This is a genomic window from Citrobacter sp. C348 (assembly GCF_047467975.1).
Classification (GTDB): domain Bacteria; phylum Pseudomonadota; class Gammaproteobacteria; order Enterobacterales; family Enterobacteriaceae; genus Citrobacter; species Citrobacter gillenii.
Map to the genome: position 1 here is coordinate 386,782 of NZ_JASJUJ010000004.1, position 17,001 is coordinate 403,782.

Consider the following 17,001-nt stretch of genomic DNA (forward strand, 5'->3'; position numbering starts at 1 on the left):
AGTATGAACCTGATTCTCTAACGAACGGGGGCGTAATGTGATGGGACAAAGGAAAGACGCAACCTATGGTGCCGAATGGCGACTTACGTCTTACCCGGCCTACAGTGAACGATGTAGATGTAGGCCGGATAAGTCAGTGTTAACCCATCCCCCAGAAGATCACCGCCAGCAGTTGGGGGGTGATAATGCGCAGGAACATCACCAGAGGGTAGACGGTGGCATAGGAAAGCGCCGCCGCACCGCTGGTAGCGTGCAGGTTATTGGCAAACGCCAGCGCGGGGGGATCGGTCATCGAGCCCGCCAGCATTCCGCACAGCGTGAGGTAGTTCATTTTGGTGAGCAGCCGCGCCAGCAAACCAACGGTGATCAGCGGAACGGCGGTAATGAAAATACCGTAACCCACCCAGCTTAAGCCATCGCCCTGGGTTAATGTATCGACAAAATCACCACCCGATTTCAGGCCAACCACCGCGAGAAAGAGCACAATCCCCAGTTCGCGCAACGCCAGGTTAGCACTCGGCGGCATAAACCAGTACAGCTTGCCGATGCTGCCAATACGCCCAAGTATTAGCGCCATAATCAGCGGCCCACCGGCCAGACCCAGCTTTAACGCCACCGGGAAGCCGGGAATAAACAGCGGAATAGAACCCAGTAAAACCCCAAGTCCGATACCGATAAACACTGGCAGCATCTGTACCTGCTGCAGTTTTTGCTGCGCGTTGCCGACAACATTAGCGACGGCATCGATGGACGAGGGCCGCCCCACCAAATTGAGGATATCACCAAACTGCAGGCTGGCGTCGCTGCTGGCGACCAGCTCAACGCCTGCGCGGTTCAGGCGCGAGATAACAACGTCATAGCGCTCTTTGAAATGCAGATCGCGGATCCGTTTACCCAGCACCTGTTCGTTGGTCACCACTACACGCTCGACGCGCAAATCCGTGCCTCGCGTCGACAGCGAGGTATCAACTTCCTGACCGATCACTACCAGCGCGTTGTGCAGGTCATCGGGCTGCCCGACCAGGTGGAGCAGGTCACCCATCTGGATAATGGTTCCCGGCGACGGCACCATCAGTGTCTCATCCCGCTTCAGACGCGAGCAGATAATTTTATCGCTGTTCAGAATGGGGACATCCTGAATCGCCATATTATTCAGGTTCGGGTTTTCAACGCGGATGTTCATGGTCTGAATCAGCGCCTGACCGTTGGTCCGCGTTGATTCGTGCTGCTGTGCTTCTGCCTCGACGTTAACGCGGAAGATAAGGCGCATTAACCACATCGTGAGCAAGATACCGCAAATACCAAAAGGATAAGCCATGGCGTAGCTCATCCCCATCTGGTCCACGACATCCATGGGCGTACCCAGATCGCGCAGGATTTGCTGCCCGGCACCCAGCGCCGGAGTATTAGTGACGGCACCGGAGAATATGCCCAGCACCACGGGAAGAGGTATAGCAAAAATTTTATGCAGGAGAGCGGTAACCAGCCCCCCCATAATGACAATCAGCACGGCGAACAAATTTAGGCGCAGGCCCGAAACACGCAGCGAAGCAAAGAATCCCGGACCCACCTGGATACCGATGGTGTACACGAAGAGTATCAGGCCGAATTCCTGAATAAAATGCAGCATGTCGCCGCTCAGGGTCATCCCTGCCTGCTCGACAAAATGTCCGACGATAATACCGCCAAACAGCACGCCTCCGATGCCAAAACCCACACCCCTGACTTTAATGTTGCCGATCCATAACCCGACAACCGCCACCAATGCCAGCACGCTGACCGTCAATGCTATATCACTCATTATTCTGTTCCCTGTGAATAACATTTTATTTAAAGAGGATTATGACTGAACCGTTCAGGCATGAATGCAGAGTGGCGCACATTATAATGCTACAGAGCGGCTAGAGCGCTTATGACGGGCGTTCTTTACTGTTTTTCTTCACGTCGATTTGTAATTGCTGCATGCTTTTTTCTGGCAACGGTAGAGTTTCCGGCATCGAGCCTCCCAGATCATGGATAGTCTGACGAACTTTGCGTCCCACCTCATAATGAGTCTGGTTAGCGTGTTGTTTTGTTTTAACAGAATCTCTGCGCAATTTATCTTCCGTTTGCGTTGCCCTAAACAAATTCGCCGCCAGCTCGGTTGAGCCCATATGATCGAGAATTTTCTGGCTTTTCTTCAATCCCTTACGTTCATGAATCGCTCGCTGATCCAAACCGCCATATAGCCCCTTGTAACCATGGTTTTGAAAGATAGCAAAATCAAAAGCGGTCTCAACACCCGCTAGCTGCGCAGTTTCAACCAGATGCCTGTTGTGCTCTTTCAATTCATTGCGTAAGAACAAACGCTTTTCATCCTCACGCAGAGATTTAAAAGTAACATCATCGGCTAATTCCTGGCGCCGGGTTTGTATGGCAAAGTAGGTTTGCCCTGCCGCAATAACAGGTTTCGCTGGATCACCATTTTGCACGACCAGATAACAGGCGTAGCGGGAGAGTTTTACGTCTTTTAGTTCTCTACTGGCTCCTGACCCAATTAGTACCATTGCGAGGATCTCCTCGAAATGGTCACTCTCTAATTGACCACTGACTACACATGACTCCACAGCTTTCTTTATCACAGGTAGAAAATGTCGGTACTCTGAATATTCAAGAGCTTTAGCTAATGCCCGGGCAGACCAATATTCAATCCCAGCAGCATCAAACTGTTTCATGGCTTCAAATGGTTGATGTTCACTCATAAAAACATTCCTTCGTTAAGAGTATTAATACTGGATATTTTTACAGTGAAACATTCGTTACAACAAGACCGTTTCATGTGTGATGACGCACAAAAAAGCCCCGTCATTTCTGGCGGGGCAAAGGCAAGGAGCTAATTAGCTATTTTATGCGGGACGTTCGCTGATGGTGATCCGCTGCGGTGGGACCGTTTCAGGTTCGTTGCGAATTAAATCGATGTGCAGCAAACCATTGGTGAAGCTCGCGCCGGAGACTTCCATATTTTCAGCCAGGGTAAAGCTCAGGCTGAAGGATTGTGTCACCAGCCCCTGATGCAGCCACTTGGTCTCTTTTTCCGGCTGCTCAGGCGTACCTTTCACGGTCAGACGCGTGCCTTCCAGCTGAATATCCAGATCTTCCTGACGGAAACCGGCTAACGCAAGCGTAATGCGATAGTGGTTATCGTCGCTCTTTTCGATGTTATAGGGTGGGAAGCTCTGGCTTTCGCTAGTGTTTTGCAGTGCATTGGCCAGTTTGTCAAAACCGATCCATTGACGCAGCAGCGGGGATAAATCGTAGTTACGCATATTCATTTCTCCTTCTAAGAAGCGAGTAAATACCTTTCAGCTCCCTGACGGCAAGCTGATTGCTTAGCAGGGCCGCCTGACGCGGCCCACTGAATTAGTTGATTTCGATACGGCGCGGTTTGTTCGCTTCCGGAATCACGCGCTCAAGCTCGATATACAGCAGACCGTTCACCAGGTTTGCACCACGAACATGAATGTTCTCCGCCAACTGGAACTTGCGTTCAAAGTTGCGCTCGGCAATACCCTGATACAGGTAAGTACGCTCTTTTTGCTCGTCTGCATGAGCGCCTTTCACCACCAGCAAATTGTCCTGGGCGGTAATTTCCAGCTCGCTTTCAGCAAAGCCCGCAACGGCAATCGCAATACGGTAATGGTTTTCGTCTACCAGCTCGACGTTATACGGAGGGTAGCCGCCATTACTCTGGCTCTGATTGCTTTCCAGCAGGTTAAACAGACGATCAAAACCAATTGCAGAACGGTATAACGGGGATAAGTCAAAGTTACGCATAATCAATAGCTCCTGAAATCAGCGAGAATGTTAGACCTTCCATCATGGACAGGTCAGGTAGCCAGAACACCCATCAGGCGTGCCCTTCATTTGCCTACATCCTAAAAATGGGTCTTGATACAAACTTTTCAAGCGTATTCATCCGACTTTTTTTGCAGTTTGTTGTCTATTGCATACACTGGGGGAACAGTTGTTATCGTTAGAGTGCGATAGCCACCACAGTGCAACAGAATGGTGATGTTATTTTTCGCAACGGATCGCTATAACTCACCATGCAAACACCGATGTTTAACAGATGAAAAAATGATGATTAGAAAAATGTTGTTAACACTGATGATGTGCAGCGGAATGGTTGTTGTGAGCGGGTGCTCCAGCGTCATGTCGCACACCGGTGGCAAAGAGGGAACGTATCCTGGCACGCGTGCCAGCGCCACGATGATTAGCGAGAGCGATACCAACTGGGGAACCAAGTCACTGGCGATTCTTGATATGCCATTTACCGCCGTGCTGGATACGCTACTGCTCCCGTGGGATTTCTTCCGTACCGATAGCTCGGTAAGATCGCGCGTAGAAAGAAGCGAGGAGAGCACGCAAGCCATTAACGACGTGATCCCCCCGGCAACAATGCCAGCCCCTTAAGTTAACGCCCGGTTTCTGTCACCCATAGCTGGCGGAAACCCTCGACGTTCTCCATCCACGCAACCTGCTGCCCATCAGGCGAGAAAACGTACGCATCAGCAGACGGTGGGGCTTCGTGACTTTTCGTTAAAAAATCAATCTCTCCCGTCTGTGCATCACAGCAGGCAATTCTATTTTCCAGCACGAATCCCAACCATTGCCCCGACGGATGCCAGTTAAAGGCGGACTGAATATCACTCGAACAGTGAGTTAACTGGCGCGGTGCACCGCCCTGAGGTGAAATCAACCAGAGCTGCACCACGCCATGATCATCACGCATCAAAAACGCAATCTCTGATGCCAGGGGATGACTGCGCACCCAGTGACGCGGCTGATTCACCAGTCCAGGGAAAGCGCGGTCGTGAGTAAACGTCAGGCGGCGCTGAACCACGCCAGCCGGCGGGGCTGGCATTGTTGATTCGCTGCCTTCAAGCGGTGCATCGCCCGATTGCTTCCAGCCACTTTCATCCTGCGGTAAATCGACAATAAACAGTTCAGGTACTTTCTCACCATTGACTGACAACGTATCACCGATAAACGCCAGCGCGTGGTTCCCCACCCAGCCCTCTTCATAGGCACGGTTAATCTGATCGCTACCCGGCTGTGGCGCAGGCGTAGTCTGGCTTACCAGTACGCACCAGTGACTTCCGCTGTACTCACGCGGATGCTGAACGGATACCGTCACCGGACCGTACGGCGAAGCCACGCCAACGTTACGTAAATCCAGCGCCGGGGAACGCTCACGCAACACATGGTCGTTATAGGTGAAGCTGACAAACTCGCCGTTCGGGCTAAAAACATGTACATGGCTGCCGCCGCGCAGTGCGCCAGGGGTATACGGGACAGTAATATCCATCGCGTCCAGATTCGTCACATCACCCTGCCAGGCAATGACTCCGCGACGGTGATGAAAGTCGTAATGCCATGTTTCATCAGGATTTTCAGGCCCGTGAATGAACACGTATTTTTCAGACTTCGGATGAACGGTCACCACGCCGACGTGTGCCTGCTGCGTCGCGCGATAAATCACCTCCACCTCGCCAGTGTGAATATTGACGCGTTCAATGGTCTCGCCGGTAAACGATGCGCCGGAGGGTCGCACATCAAAAACCAGCCACTGGCTGTCCGGGGTCCAGGTATTGATATTGGTCAGTTGGTGATGACGCGGCGTATAGGTGACTTGCTTCATGGGATGCCCTGATACGAGACAATTTCAGCAATCATACTTCACAAGGACTTCACTTTCAGGCTTTAGCGTATGCCCATCTCACTTACTATGGGCAGAAAGATGGAACATTTTGACGTGGCGATTATCGGTTTAGGCCCGGCAGGTGCGGCGCTGGCGCGGCAGTTGAGCGGAAAAATGCGCGTGATTGCTCTGGATAAAAAGCGCCAGTGCGGAACTGAAGGGTTCACCAAACCCTGCGGAGGCCTACTGGCTCCTGATGCCCAACGTTCATTTATCCGCGACGGGATCACGCTCCCCGTTGATGTTATTGCCAATCCGCAGATATTCAGCGTTAAAACGGTCGATGTGGACGCCTCTCTGACCCGAAATTATCAGCGTAGCTATATTAATATCGATCGCCATGCTTTTGATTTATGGATGAAATCACTCATCCCAGACGATGTGCAGGTTTACCACGACAGCCTGTGCCGGAAAATCTGGCGCGAGGGTGATAAATGGCATGTGATATTTCGTGCAGACGGTTGGGAACAGCAGATTACGGCTCGCTATCTGATCGGTGCCGACGGGGCGAATTCGCTGGTGCGCCGTCATCTCTATCCACAACACCAGATCCGTAAATATGTTGCTATCCAACAGTGGTTTACGGAACAACACCCTGTCCCATTCTACTCGTGTATTTTTGATAACGATGCTACGGACTGTTATTCCTGGAGTATCAGCAAAGACGGCTTTTTTATCTTCGGTGGCGCTTACCCAATGAAGGACGGTCAGGCACGTTTTGACGCGCTAAAAAACAAGATGGAAGCGTTCAATTTCCAGTTTGGCCAACCGGTGAAAAGCGAAAAATGTACGGTGCTGTTCCCGTCACGCTGGAAGGACTTCGTTTGTGGTGAGGAGAACGCCTTTCTGATTGGCGAAGCCGCCGGATTTATTAGCGCCAGTTCACTGGAAGGTATTAGCTATGCGCTGGACAGCGCGGAAATCCTTAAATCCGTACTGTTGCAGGACGTGGTAGACAAAAATAAAGCCTATCGCAAAACAACCCGTAAGCTGCGTATCAAGCTGTATGGAAAAATCCTCAAGAGCCGGGCGCTAACGTCCGCATTTTCCCGTAAATGGATAATGCGCAGCGGCGTGGCGCATATTCCGCAGGCCGAATACCCTGAATCAAAAACGACAACGGATGAAAAAGACGTTGGGCAAATGCGGCAAGGCATTTGCCCATAGCGGACTTAATTCAGCGCAAATTTCTCAATGGCATACGCAACGCCGTCTTCAAGATTAGATTTGGTGACGAAGTTGGCGATTTCTTTTACCGAGGGAATTGCGTTATCCATGGCTACGCCCATACCGGCATATTCGATCATCGCGATGTCGTTTTCCTGATCGCCAATCGCCATAACCTCTTCGGCTTTAATGCCCAGCGCATCGGCCAGCGATTTCACACCGGTGCCTTTATTGACGCGTTTATCCAGGATTTCGAGGAAGTACGGCGCACTTTTCAGCACTGTATATTTCTCTTTCACCTCTGCCGGAATGCGTGAGATGGCTTTATCGAGGATTTCTGGTTCATCAATCATCATCACTTTCAGGAACTGAGTCGCCGGATCCATCTTCTCGGCTTCGCAGAACACCAGCGGAATGGTCGCGATAAACGATTCATGCACCGTGTAGTAGCTGATATCTCGGTTAGCGGTATACAGCGTGTTGCGATCCAGAGCGTGGAAGTGTGAACCGACTTCCCGGGAGAGCTGTTCCAGGTAACGATAATCGTCATAGCTCAACGCCGTTTGGGCAACGGTGCTGCCATCCCCTGCTTTCTGCACCAGCGCCCCGTTGTAGGTAATGCAGTAGTCGCCGGGTTGTTCCATATGAAGTTCTTTCAAGTAGCTGTGGACGCCGGCATACGGACGGCCAGTGGTCAGCACCACGTTTATCCCGCGCGCGCGCGCCGCAGTAATTGCATTTTTGACCGCAGGTGAAATGGTGTGATCGGGCAGCAGAAGTGTGCCATCCATGTCGATAGCAATAAGTTTGATAGCCATGAGTTCCCCGGATTAAATGAGTCTGTCCTCATGCTAACGCGATTCCGCTCAAAAAACAGCTACGAAAAGGGGGATAGGAAGGGGAACCGGGATCCCCCTTTTGACAATCGATGGTAGGCCGGATAAGGCCTAAGCCGCCATCCGGCAAAAACTGACGAACTGCCTGATGGCGCTGCGCTTATCAGGCCTACAGGAGCAGGCCTGAGTTACACATTAGATATCGATATTTGCCGCTTTCAGGGCGTTCTCTTCGATAAACGCACGACGCGGTTCAACGGCGTCGCCCATCAGCGTAGTGAACAACTGGTCGGCAGCAATCGCGTCTTTCACCGTCACACGCAGCATACGACGGCTTTCCGGATCCATGGTGGTTTCCCACAGCTGATCCGGGTTCATTTCGCCCAGACCTTTATAACGCTGAATAGACAGACCACGGCGGGACTCTTTCACCAGCCAGTCCAGCGCCTGCTCGAAGCTGGTAACCGGCTGACGACGCTCACCACGTTCGATAAACGCATCGTCTTCGATCAGGCCACGCAGTTTCTCACCAAGCTGGCAGAGACGACGGTATTCACCTCCGGTCACAAACTCATGCTCCAGAGGGTAGTCGGTATCGACCCCGTGGGTACGCACGCGGATAACCGGTTCAAACAGGTTCAGCTCAGCGTCTTTACGTACAAAGCTATTCCAGGTGCTACCGTGCATTTCGTTTTCATTCAGCACGTTCACCAGCTGGGAAACCCAGGCCGTGACTTTCTCTTCATCAGCCAAATCGGCTTCGGCCAGCGTCGGTTGATAAACCAGTTCTTTCAGCAGTGAGCGCGGGAAGCGGCGCTCCATACGACCAATCATTTTCTGCGTGGCATTGTATTCAGACACCAGTTTTTCCAGCGCTTCACCCGCCAGCGCCGGAGCGTGAGCATTGGTGTGCAGCGTGGCGCCATCAAGGGCGATAGAGATCTGGTACTGATCCATCGCTTCATCGTCTTTGATGTACTGTTCCTGCTTGCCTTTCTTCACTTTGTACAGCGGTGGCTGTGCAATGTAGACGTGGCCGCGTTCAACGATTTCCGGCATCTGACGATAGAAGAAGGTCAACAGCAACGTACGAATGTGCGAGCCGTCGACGTCCGCATCGGTCATGATGATGATGCTGTGATAGCGCAGTTTATCCGGGTTGTATTCGTCGCGACCGATGCCGCAGCCGAGCGCGGTAATCAGCGTTGCCACTTCCTGAGAAGAGAGCATCTTGTCGAAGCGCGCCTTCTCAACGTTAAGGATTTTACCCTTCAGCGGCAGAATCGCCTGGTTCTTACGGTTACGCCCCTGCTTCGCAGAGCCGCCCGCGGAGTCCCCTTCCACCAGGTACAGTTCAGAGTGGGCCGGGTCGCGTTCCTGACAATCCGCCAGTTTGCCCGGCAGGCCCGCTAAGTCCAGCGCACCTTTACGACGGGTCATTTCACGCGCACGACGCGCTGCTTCACGGGCACGTGCCGCATCAATAATTTTACCGACGACGATTTTCGCGTCAGACGGGTTTTCCAGCAGGTATTCGCTCAGCAGTTCGTTCATCTGCTGTTCTACTGCGGTTTTCACCTCGGAGGAGACCAGCTTGTCTTTGGTCTGGGAGGAGAATTTCGGATCCGGTACTTTCACGGAAACGACAGCAATCAGGCCTTCACGGGCATCGTCACCGGTGGCGCTGACTTTCGCTTTTTTGCTGTAGCCTTCTTTGTCCATGTAGGCGTTCAGGGTACGGGTCATCGCCGCACGGAAGCCTGCAAGGTGCGTACCGCCATCACGCTGCGGAATGTTGTTGGTGAAGCAGTAGATGTTTTCCTGGAAACCATCGTTCCACTGCAGTGCAACTTCGACGCCAATACCGTCTTTTTCGGTGGAGAAGTAGAAGATATTCGGGTGGATCGGCGTTTTGTTTTTGTTGAGGTATTCAACAAACGCCTTGATGCCACCTTCGTAGTGGAAATGATCTTCTTTGCCGTCGCGCTTGTCGCGCAGGCGGATGGATACGCCGGAGTTCAGGAATGACAGCTCGCGCAGGCGTTTCGCCAGAATCTCATATTCAAACTCAACGACATTGGTAAAGGTTTCATGGCTTGGCCAGAAACGCACCTGGGTACCGGTCGCTTCAGTCTCGCCAGTCACGGCCAGTGGTGCCTGCGGTACGCCGTGCACGTAAGTTTGCTGATGCACTTTGCCTTCGCGGCGAATCACCAGCTCCAGTTTCTGCGACAGGGCGTTAACCACGGAAACACCTACGCCGTGCAGACCGCCGGAGACTTTATAAGAGTTATCATCGAATTTACCGCCTGCGTGCAGGACGGTCATGATCACTTCGGCCGCCGAAACGCCCTCTTCCGGGTGGATACCGGTTGGGATACCACGACCATCATCGGTAACGGACACGGAGTTGTCAGCGTGGATTGTCACCACGATATCTTTACAGTGACCCGCGAGCGCTTCGTCGATAGCGTTATCTACCACCTCGAATACCATGTGGTGTAGACCGGTGCCGTCATCCGTGTCGCCGATATACATACCCGGGCGCTTACGCACCGCATCCAGTCCTTTCAGGACTTTGATACTGGAGGAGTCATAAGAATTCGACATCAACGTTTCTCGCTCATTTTATCTTGGGTTAATCCGTTATTTTACCCTTTTCCACGGTGAACATCTTCGAATTTTTGTCCGACATGTCCATAACGTGTTCAGCGCTAATTGCGCTGACAAAGACTTGAGATTGCGTGGCTTTTAAGCGGCTGGCTAGCAGTCCGCGACGCGCATCATCCAGTTCAGAGGCAAAATCATCTATCAGGTACAGGCAGCGCCGTCCGCTTTCGCGAGTCAGGAACTCCCCTTGCGCCAGACGTAAGGCGCACATCAGCAGTTTTAACTGCCCACGCGACAACGTATCTTCCACCGGTGCACCGTCGGCACGTATGCGGAAATCCGCTTTGTGCGGGCCGTGCGCGGTGTAGGTCAACATGCGATCGCGTTCAAAACTGCGTTCCAGCACCTCAGCGTAGTCGGTCTCTTTCTCCCAGCCACGCTGGAAAGAGAAAGAGAGTGAAAACTCGGGAAGAAACTGCTGGCAGGTATCCGCCATATCCTGCGCGATACCGGCGCTGTACTCCGCGCGCCAGGTGCTGATTTGTTCCGCCAGCGGGATCAACTCTCGATCCCACGGGCGCAGTTGCTCATAACGACTCACCTGGCGCAGCGCCGCATTGCGCTGCTTTAGCAATCGCTTAAGGTTGCTCCAGGCGGTAAAGAATCCGGCTTCATTGTGAAAGCATCCCCAGTCAAGGAATGCTCTTCTGTATTTGGGGCCGCCATTGAGTAAAGTAAACCCCTCAGGCGTTATCAGCTGCATCGGCATCAGGTGCGCCAGTTCGGCAACCTTATGACCGTCAGTACCGTCAATGCGCACTTTGCTGTCACCCAGCTTGTCTTTGGTCAGGCCAATCGAGGTTTCACGCTCGGCGCCCTGCAAACGCCCGTGGAGTACAAACGACTCCTGCTCGTGGCGAATGACACGGCCAATCTGTAAACTGCGAAACGCCCGACCGTGACCGAGCGTATAAATAGCTTCCAGCACGCTGGTTTTGCCGCTGCCGTTAGCGCCTACCAGGAAGTTAAAGCCGGGAGATAAAGCGAGATCCGCGCTTTCGATATTGCGAAAATCGCGGATCAACAGGCGGGTGAGCGACATTACAATCTCATTGGCATAACAACATAAGCAGCCGACTGTGATGCAGCATCTTCAATCTGTACGCTCGATACGGAATCCGTCAGCATAATACGTACGTTTTCGCACTTCAGCGCGTTCAATACGTCCAGCACATAGCTAACATTGAAGCCGATTTCCATTTCAGTCCCAGGATAGGTGACATCGAGGATCTCTTCCGCTTCTTCCTGCTCCGGGTTGTTTGCCGTAATTTTGAGCTGGTTTTCGCTGACGTACAGACGCACACCGCGGAATTTCTCATTGGAGAGAATAGCCGCACGGGCAAACGCCTGCTTGAGGATATCGCAGCCCGCCTCCAGATGTTTGTCCGGGTTCTTCGGCAGTACGCGACGGTAATCCGGGAAACGTCCATCTACCAGCTTGGAGGTAAAGATGAAATCGCCAACATGCGCACGGATGTTATTGCTGCCAATCTGCACGCGCAGCGGGTTGTCGCCGCCGTCGAGCATACGCATCAGTTCAATCACGCCTTTACGCGGCACGATCACCGAATGACTGGGCAGCGATTGACCCACCGGCATAGAGCACACCGCCAGGCGGTGACCGTCGGTCGCCACGGTACGCAGTTCTTCACCTTCGGTTTCAAACAGCATGCCGTTTAAGTAATAGCGCACATCCTGATGAGCCATCGAAAACTGCGTGGCTTCAATCAGACGCTTCATCGTCGCCTGCGGCAGCGTGAATTCAACTTCACTCTGCCAGTCATCCAGATTCGGGAAGTCGGCGGCAGGCAGCGTGGACAGCGAGAAACGACTGCGGCCAGAACGCACCAGCATGCGATCGCCTTCCAACTGGACAGCAATTTCCGCGCCTTCCGGCAGACCGCGACAAATGTCGAAGAATTTACGCGCCGGGACGGTAGTAGCACCAGGTTCATGCGGCTGGATCAGCGCCACGCGCGCCACCATCTCCATCTCGAGATCGGTACCGGTCAGAGAAAGCGTTCCATCCGCAACCTGTAGCAACAGGTTTCCGAGGATCGGCAGCGTAGGACGACCACCCAGCGGGCCGCTGACCTGCTGAAGCGGTTTTAATAAATGTTCACGTTCAACGGTAAATTTCATAGCGTCACGAAGATAATGTTCTGATTAAATTGGAGAAATCTTCTTTAATATCATGGCTTTCTTCACGCAACTGCTCAATCTTACGACAGGCATGAAGCACGGTAGTATGGTCACGTCCACCAAACGCGTCGCCAATTTCCGGCAAACTGTGGTTGGTAAGCTCTTTTGCCAGCGCCATCGCCATCTGACGCGGACGCGCTACCGAGCGAGATCGACGCTTCGAAAGCAGATCCGCAATTTTGATTTTGTAATACTCTGCCACCGTCTTTTGAATATTGTCGATGGTGACCAGTTTTTCCTGTAATGCCAGCAGGTCGCGCAGCGCCTCACGCACAAAATCGATAGTAATCGCCCGGCCAGTAAAGTTGGCGTTAGCAATCACGCGGTTCAGTGCGCCTTCCAGTTCACGCACGTTAGAGCGTAAACGCTTGGCAATAAAGAACGCCACCTCGCCTGGCAGACGAATATCGTTTTCGTCAGCTTTTTTCATCAGGATCGCAACGCGCGTTTCCAGTTCAGGTGGTTCGATCGCGACGGTCAGTCCCCAGCCAAAGCGGGATTTCAGACGATCTTCAACGCCATTGATCTCCTTCGGATAGCGATCCGACGTCAGGATGATCTGCTGATTACCTTCCAGCAGGGCATTGAAGGTGTGGAAAAACTCTTCCTGGGATCGTTCTTTATTAGCAAAGAATTGAATATCGTCAATCAGCAACGCATCAACCGAACGGTAGTAGCGTTTAAACTCTTCGATCGCATTGTTTTGTAGGGCTTTAACCATGTCCTGTACAAAACGCTCGGAGTGCATATACACCACTTTTGCATTCGGCTTGCGCGCCATAATCCCGTTACCCACAGCATGCAACAGGTGGGTTTTACCCAGACCGGTACCGCCATAAAGGAATAGAGGATTGTAGGCGCCGCCAGGATTGTCCGCCACCTGACGAGCCGCCGCGCGCGCCAGTTGGTTAGATTTACCTTCAACGAAGTTATCAAACGTGTGTTTGACGTTAACGTTAGAACGATAGGTTGGTTCTGCCGGGGCCGGAACGTTATCCCAACCCGGACGTGCTGCAGGTGCAGCTCGTTGCGGCTGAACTTGTTGCGCTACATACGCAGGTGCGACTACGTGATTAACCGGCGTCTTCAGCGTTTGCGTGACGGGTTTGGTACCGACTTCAAAGCGTAGCTGTGGGGCATCTGCTCCGCAGAAGTTATTCAGCAATCCATTAATATTATTAAGGTATTTGTCCCTTACCCAATCGAGCACAAAACGGTTTGGCGCATACAAAGCCAGCGTGTTATCGCTCAGTTCCGCCTGCAACGGGCGTATCCACATACTGAATTCTGTGGCTGGTAACTCATCCTGCAATCGGGCAAGACACTGCTGCCAAAGCGAAAGTGACACGGCGGACTCCACTCGAACAAAAGTCGATAAATGACAAAGGCTGAAACATTCATGATTGTTGGCGCACGTCGAAAAGACCCTGCATGAGGGTGACGTGCGAACCGCTGTCTGCGGTTATATGCCCGATCAGGATCCATTGAAACGATCAGGACCGCGGATCATAGCCTAAACTGAGCGAGAGATCTTCTGTTTCTCACAGATTCTTCCCGATTTATCCACAGGATGATCCAGAATCGGCTAAGTGTAAACGATCCTGGAGAAGTGCTGCAGGTTTTCGCGCGCATATTGAAAAAATTAATGAGTAAAGATGCTTTACTGCGAAAACGATCTAATAAAGATCCCGTGCGATCCTTGCGCTTTATCCACCAGTCCGTATAATTCTTACCCCCAGCGAGTAAAGGTCGCCTCACGGCGTCAACGCTGCCTGTTTTTTACGCGAAACCATGCGGAAAAAAGCGGGAATTAAGGAAAGAGAATTGACTCCGGAGTGTACAATTATTACAATCCGGCCTCTTTAATCACCCACACTGTGGCGTAAGTCGTTCGAAGTTCGTTCGGGTATACGCAAAAGTCAGTGAATTTATTCAAGTTTAGGTAGAAATCGCCATGAAACGCACTTTTCAACCGTCTGTACTGAAGCGCAACCGTTCTCACGGCTTCCGTGCTCGTATGGCTAATAAAAATGGTCGTCAGGTTTTGGCACGTCGTCGTGCTAAAGGCCGTTCTCGTCTGACCGTTTCTAAGTAATAAAAGCTAGCCCCTGAGTGGTTAAGCTCGCATTTCCCAGGGAGTTACGTTTGTTAACTCCCACTCATTTCACATTCGTCTTCCAGCAGCCACAACGGGCTGGCACGCCGCAAATCACCATTCTCGGCCGCCAAAATTCGCTGGGGCATCCCCGCATCGGTCTAACGGTCGCCAAGAAAAATGTTAAACGTGCGCATGAACGCAACAGGATTAAACGCCTGACGCGTGAAAGCTTCCGTTTACGTCAGCACGAACTTCCCGCAATGGATTTCGTGGTGGTGGCTAAAAAAGGGGTTGCCGACCTCGATAACCGTGCTCTCTCGGAAGCGTTGGAAAAATTATGGCGTCGCCATTGTCGCCTGGCTCGCGGGTCCTGATAGCCCTCATTCGGGTCTATCAACGCCTGATCAGTCCGCTGCTTGGGCCGCATTGCCGTTTCACTCCAACCTGTTCGAGCTACGGAATTGAGGCATTGCGCAGGTTTGGAGTGATAAAAGGCAGTTGGTTGACGGTGAAACGCGTATTAAAATGCCACCCTTTACACCCTGGTGGTGACGATCCCGTCCCACCCGGACCATTTGATACCAGAGAACACTAACGATGGATTCGCAACGCAATCTTTTAGTCATCGCTTTGCTGTTCGTGTCTTTCATGATCTGGCAAGCTTGGGAGCAGGATAAAAATCCGCAACCTCAGGCTCAACAGACCACGCAGACAACGACCACCGCAGCGGGTAGCGCCGCCGACCAGGGCGTACCGGCCAGTGGCCAGGGGAAACTGATTACGGTTAAGACTGACGTGCTTGATCTGACCATCAACACCCGTGGTGGTGATGTGGAACAGGCTTCACTGCCAGCTTACCCGAAAGAACTCGGTTCTACCGAACCGTTCCAGTTACTGGATACTACGCCACAGTTCATCTATCAGGCGCAGAGTGGCCTGACAGGTCGTGACGGCCCGGATAACCCGGCTAACGGCCCACGTCCGCTGTACAACGTCGACAAAGACGCTTTTGTACTGGCTGACGGTCAAAATGAACTGCAGATCCCGATGACCTATACAGACGCCGCTGGCAACACGTTTACCAAAACGTTTGTTCTCAAGCGCGGTGAGTATGCGGTAAGCGTTAACTACAGCGTGCAGAACGCCAGCGAGAAGCCGCTGGAAATCTCCACCTTTGGTCAGCTGAAGCAATCCATCAATCTGCCCTCTCATCTCGACACCGGTAGCAGCAACTTTGCGCTGCATACCTTCCGTGGCGCGGCTTACTCCACGCCTGATGAGAAGTATGAGAAATACAAGTTTGACACCATTGCTGAAAACGAAAACCTGAACGTCAACGCTAAAGACGGCTGGGTCGCAATGCTGCAGCAGTATTTCGCCACGGCATGGGTTCCGCGTAACGACGGCACCAATAACTTCTATACCGCAAATCTGGGTAACGGCATTGCCGCTATCGGCTATAAATCTCAGCCGGTACTGGTTCAACCGGGCCAGACAAGCGCGATGACCAGCACCCTGTGGGTTGGCCCGGAAATTCAGGATAAAATGGCGGCCGTTGCACCGCACCTGGATCTGACCGTCGACTACGGTTGGTTGTGGTTCATCTCTCAGCCGCTGTTCAAACTGCTGAAGTGGATCCATAGCTTCCTGGGTAACTGGGGCTTCTCTATCATCGTTATCACCTTTATCGTTCGTGGCATCATGTACCCGCTGACTAAAGCGCAGTACACCTCCATGGCGAAGATGCGTATGCTGCAGCCGAAGATTCAGGCAATGCGTGAGCGTCTGGGCGATGACAAACAGCGTCAGAGCCAGGAAATGATGGCCCTGTACAAAGCTGAGAAGGTTAACCCTCTGGGCGGCTGCTTCCCGCTGATCATCCAGATGCCAATCTTCCTGGCGCTGTACTACATGCTGATGGGCTCCATTGAACTGCGCCATGCGCCGTTCGCACTGTGGATCCATGACCTGTCTGCACAGGACCCGTACTACATCCTGCCGATCCTGATGGGCGTAACGATGTTCTTCATTCAGAAGATGTCGCCGACCACCGTGACCGACCCGATGCAGCAGAAGATCATGACCTTTATGCCGGTCATCTTCACCGTGTTCTTCCTGTGGTTCCCGTCAGGTCTGGTGCTGTACTATATCGTCAGCAACCTGGTAACCATTATTCAGCAGCAGCTGATTTACCGTGGTCTGGAGAAGCGTGGCCTGCATAGCCGCGAGAAGAAAAATTCCTGATTCGGTTGTAGGCCGGATAAGGCGAAGCCGCCATCCGGCAAACG

Annotated in this window: 16 protein-coding genes and 1 other annotated feature; of the genes, 6 read left to right on the plus strand and 10 right to left on the minus strand. The window is 52.5% G+C overall.

Annotation, left to right across the window (positions count from 1 at the left end):
• Positions 1-139 precede the first annotated feature (139 nt).
• The 4 genes from QNN86_RS10870 to ibpA form a co-directional block, all read right to left on the minus strand.
• Positions 140-1,801, minus strand: coding sequence for a putative transporter (locus tag QNN86_RS10870; RefSeq protein ID WP_414211076.1), 1,662 nt, complete (start codon positions 1,799-1,801; stop codon positions 140-142).
• Between the two features lie 109 nt (positions 1,802-1,910).
• A complete protein-coding gene (gene dinD, locus QNN86_RS10875) occupies positions 1,911-2,741 on the minus strand; it encodes a DNA damage-inducible protein D (RefSeq protein ID WP_181618229.1) in 831 nt (276 codons plus the stop codon).
• Between the two features lie 144 nt (positions 2,742-2,885).
• Positions 2,886-3,305, minus strand: a complete 420-nt coding sequence (ibpB, locus tag QNN86_RS10880) for a small heat shock chaperone IbpB (RefSeq protein ID WP_414211077.1) — start codon at positions 3,303-3,305, stop codon at positions 2,886-2,888.
• A gap of 94 nt (positions 3,306-3,399) precedes the next feature.
• Positions 3,400-3,813, minus strand: a complete 414-nt coding sequence (ibpA, locus tag QNN86_RS10885; RefSeq protein WP_045448945.1) for a small heat shock chaperone IbpA — start codon at positions 3,811-3,813, stop codon at positions 3,400-3,402.
• Positions 3,807-3,879: a sequence feature (ROSE (Repression Of Heat Shock gene Expression) occurs in the 5'-region of heat shock genes and acts as an RNA thermometer to modulate expression.), on the minus strand. Its footprint overlaps the gene before it by 7 nt.
• A gap of 240 nt (positions 3,880-4,119) precedes the next feature.
• Here ibpA and QNN86_RS10890 point away from each other — a divergent pair.
• On the plus strand, positions 4,120-4,452 hold the full coding sequence (locus tag QNN86_RS10890) for a YceK/YidQ family lipoprotein (protein WP_096759493.1): 333 nt from the start codon (positions 4,120-4,122) through the stop codon (positions 4,450-4,452).
• Between the two features lies 1 nt (position 4,453).
• Here QNN86_RS10890 and QNN86_RS10895 read toward each other — a convergent pair whose 3' ends face one another.
• On the minus strand, positions 4,454-5,680 hold the full coding sequence (locus tag QNN86_RS10895; protein ID WP_414211078.1) for a DUF3748 domain-containing protein: 1,227 nt from the start codon (positions 5,678-5,680) through the stop codon (positions 4,454-4,456).
• Between the two features lie 99 nt (positions 5,681-5,779).
• Here QNN86_RS10895 and cbrA point away from each other — a divergent pair, with 99 nt between their 5' ends.
• Positions 5,780-6,907 (plus strand): colicin M resistance lipid reductase CbrA, encoded by a 1,128-nt coding sequence (gene cbrA, locus QNN86_RS10900; protein ID WP_414211079.1) that lies wholly within the window; start codon positions 5,780-5,782, stop codon positions 6,905-6,907.
• A gap of 5 nt (positions 6,908-6,912) precedes the next feature.
• Here the strand turns inward: cbrA and yidA are convergent, their stop codons facing one another.
• The 5 genes from yidA to dnaA all read right to left on the minus strand — a co-directional run bounded on the left by yidA (position 6,913) and on the right by dnaA (position 13,963).
• Complete coding sequence (yidA, locus tag QNN86_RS10905; protein ID WP_414211080.1) at positions 6,913-7,725, minus strand: sugar-phosphatase; 813 nt, start codon at positions 7,723-7,725, stop codon at positions 6,913-6,915.
• A gap of 213 nt (positions 7,726-7,938) precedes the next feature.
• Positions 7,939-10,353 (minus strand): DNA topoisomerase (ATP-hydrolyzing) subunit B, encoded by a 2,415-nt coding sequence (gyrB, locus tag QNN86_RS10910; protein ID WP_181618225.1) that lies wholly within the window; start codon positions 10,351-10,353, stop codon positions 7,939-7,941.
• A gap of 28 nt (positions 10,354-10,381) precedes the next feature.
• Positions 10,382-11,455 carry a DNA replication/repair protein RecF gene (gene recF / locus QNN86_RS10915; protein ID WP_279277474.1) on the minus strand — a complete coding sequence of 358 codons (1,074 nt, stop codon included), beginning with the start codon at positions 11,453-11,455 and terminating at the stop codon, positions 10,382-10,384.
• Positions 11,455-12,555, minus strand: a complete 1,101-nt coding sequence (gene dnaN, locus QNN86_RS10920) for a DNA polymerase III subunit beta (protein ID WP_096758997.1) — start codon at positions 12,553-12,555, stop codon at positions 11,455-11,457. Before dnaN ends, recF begins: the two co-directional genes overlap by 1 nt.
• 4 nt (positions 12,556-12,559) lie before the next feature.
• A complete protein-coding gene (gene dnaA / locus QNN86_RS10925) occupies positions 12,560-13,963 on the minus strand; it encodes a chromosomal replication initiator protein DnaA (protein WP_117342601.1) in 1,404 nt (467 codons plus the stop codon).
• Between the two features lie 606 nt (positions 13,964-14,569).
• Here dnaA and rpmH point away from each other — a divergent pair.
• The 4 genes from rpmH to yidC are packed head-to-tail and all read left to right on the plus strand — an operon-like array spanning position 14,570 to position 16,957.
• A complete protein-coding gene (gene rpmH, locus QNN86_RS10930; RefSeq protein ID WP_003023858.1) occupies positions 14,570-14,710 on the plus strand; it encodes a 50S ribosomal protein L34 in 141 nt (46 codons plus the stop codon).
• Between the two features lie 17 nt (positions 14,711-14,727).
• The gene (rnpA, locus tag QNN86_RS10935) at positions 14,728-15,087 is read left to right on the plus strand and encodes a ribonuclease P protein component (RefSeq protein WP_096758995.1); all 360 of its coding nucleotides are present in this window, start codon (positions 14,728-14,730) and stop codon (positions 15,085-15,087) included.
• The gene (gene yidD / locus QNN86_RS10940) at positions 15,051-15,308 is read left to right on the plus strand and encodes a membrane protein insertion efficiency factor YidD (RefSeq protein WP_003023846.1); all 258 of its coding nucleotides are present in this window, start codon (positions 15,051-15,053) and stop codon (positions 15,306-15,308) included. The genes rnpA and yidD overlap by 37 nt, the downstream gene beginning before the upstream one ends.
• Positions 15,309-15,310: 2 nt before the next feature.
• Positions 15,311-16,957, plus strand: coding sequence for a membrane protein insertase YidC (gene yidC / locus QNN86_RS10945; RefSeq protein ID WP_115259883.1), 1,647 nt, complete (start codon positions 15,311-15,313; stop codon positions 16,955-16,957).
• Positions 16,958-17,001 lie beyond the last annotated feature (44 nt).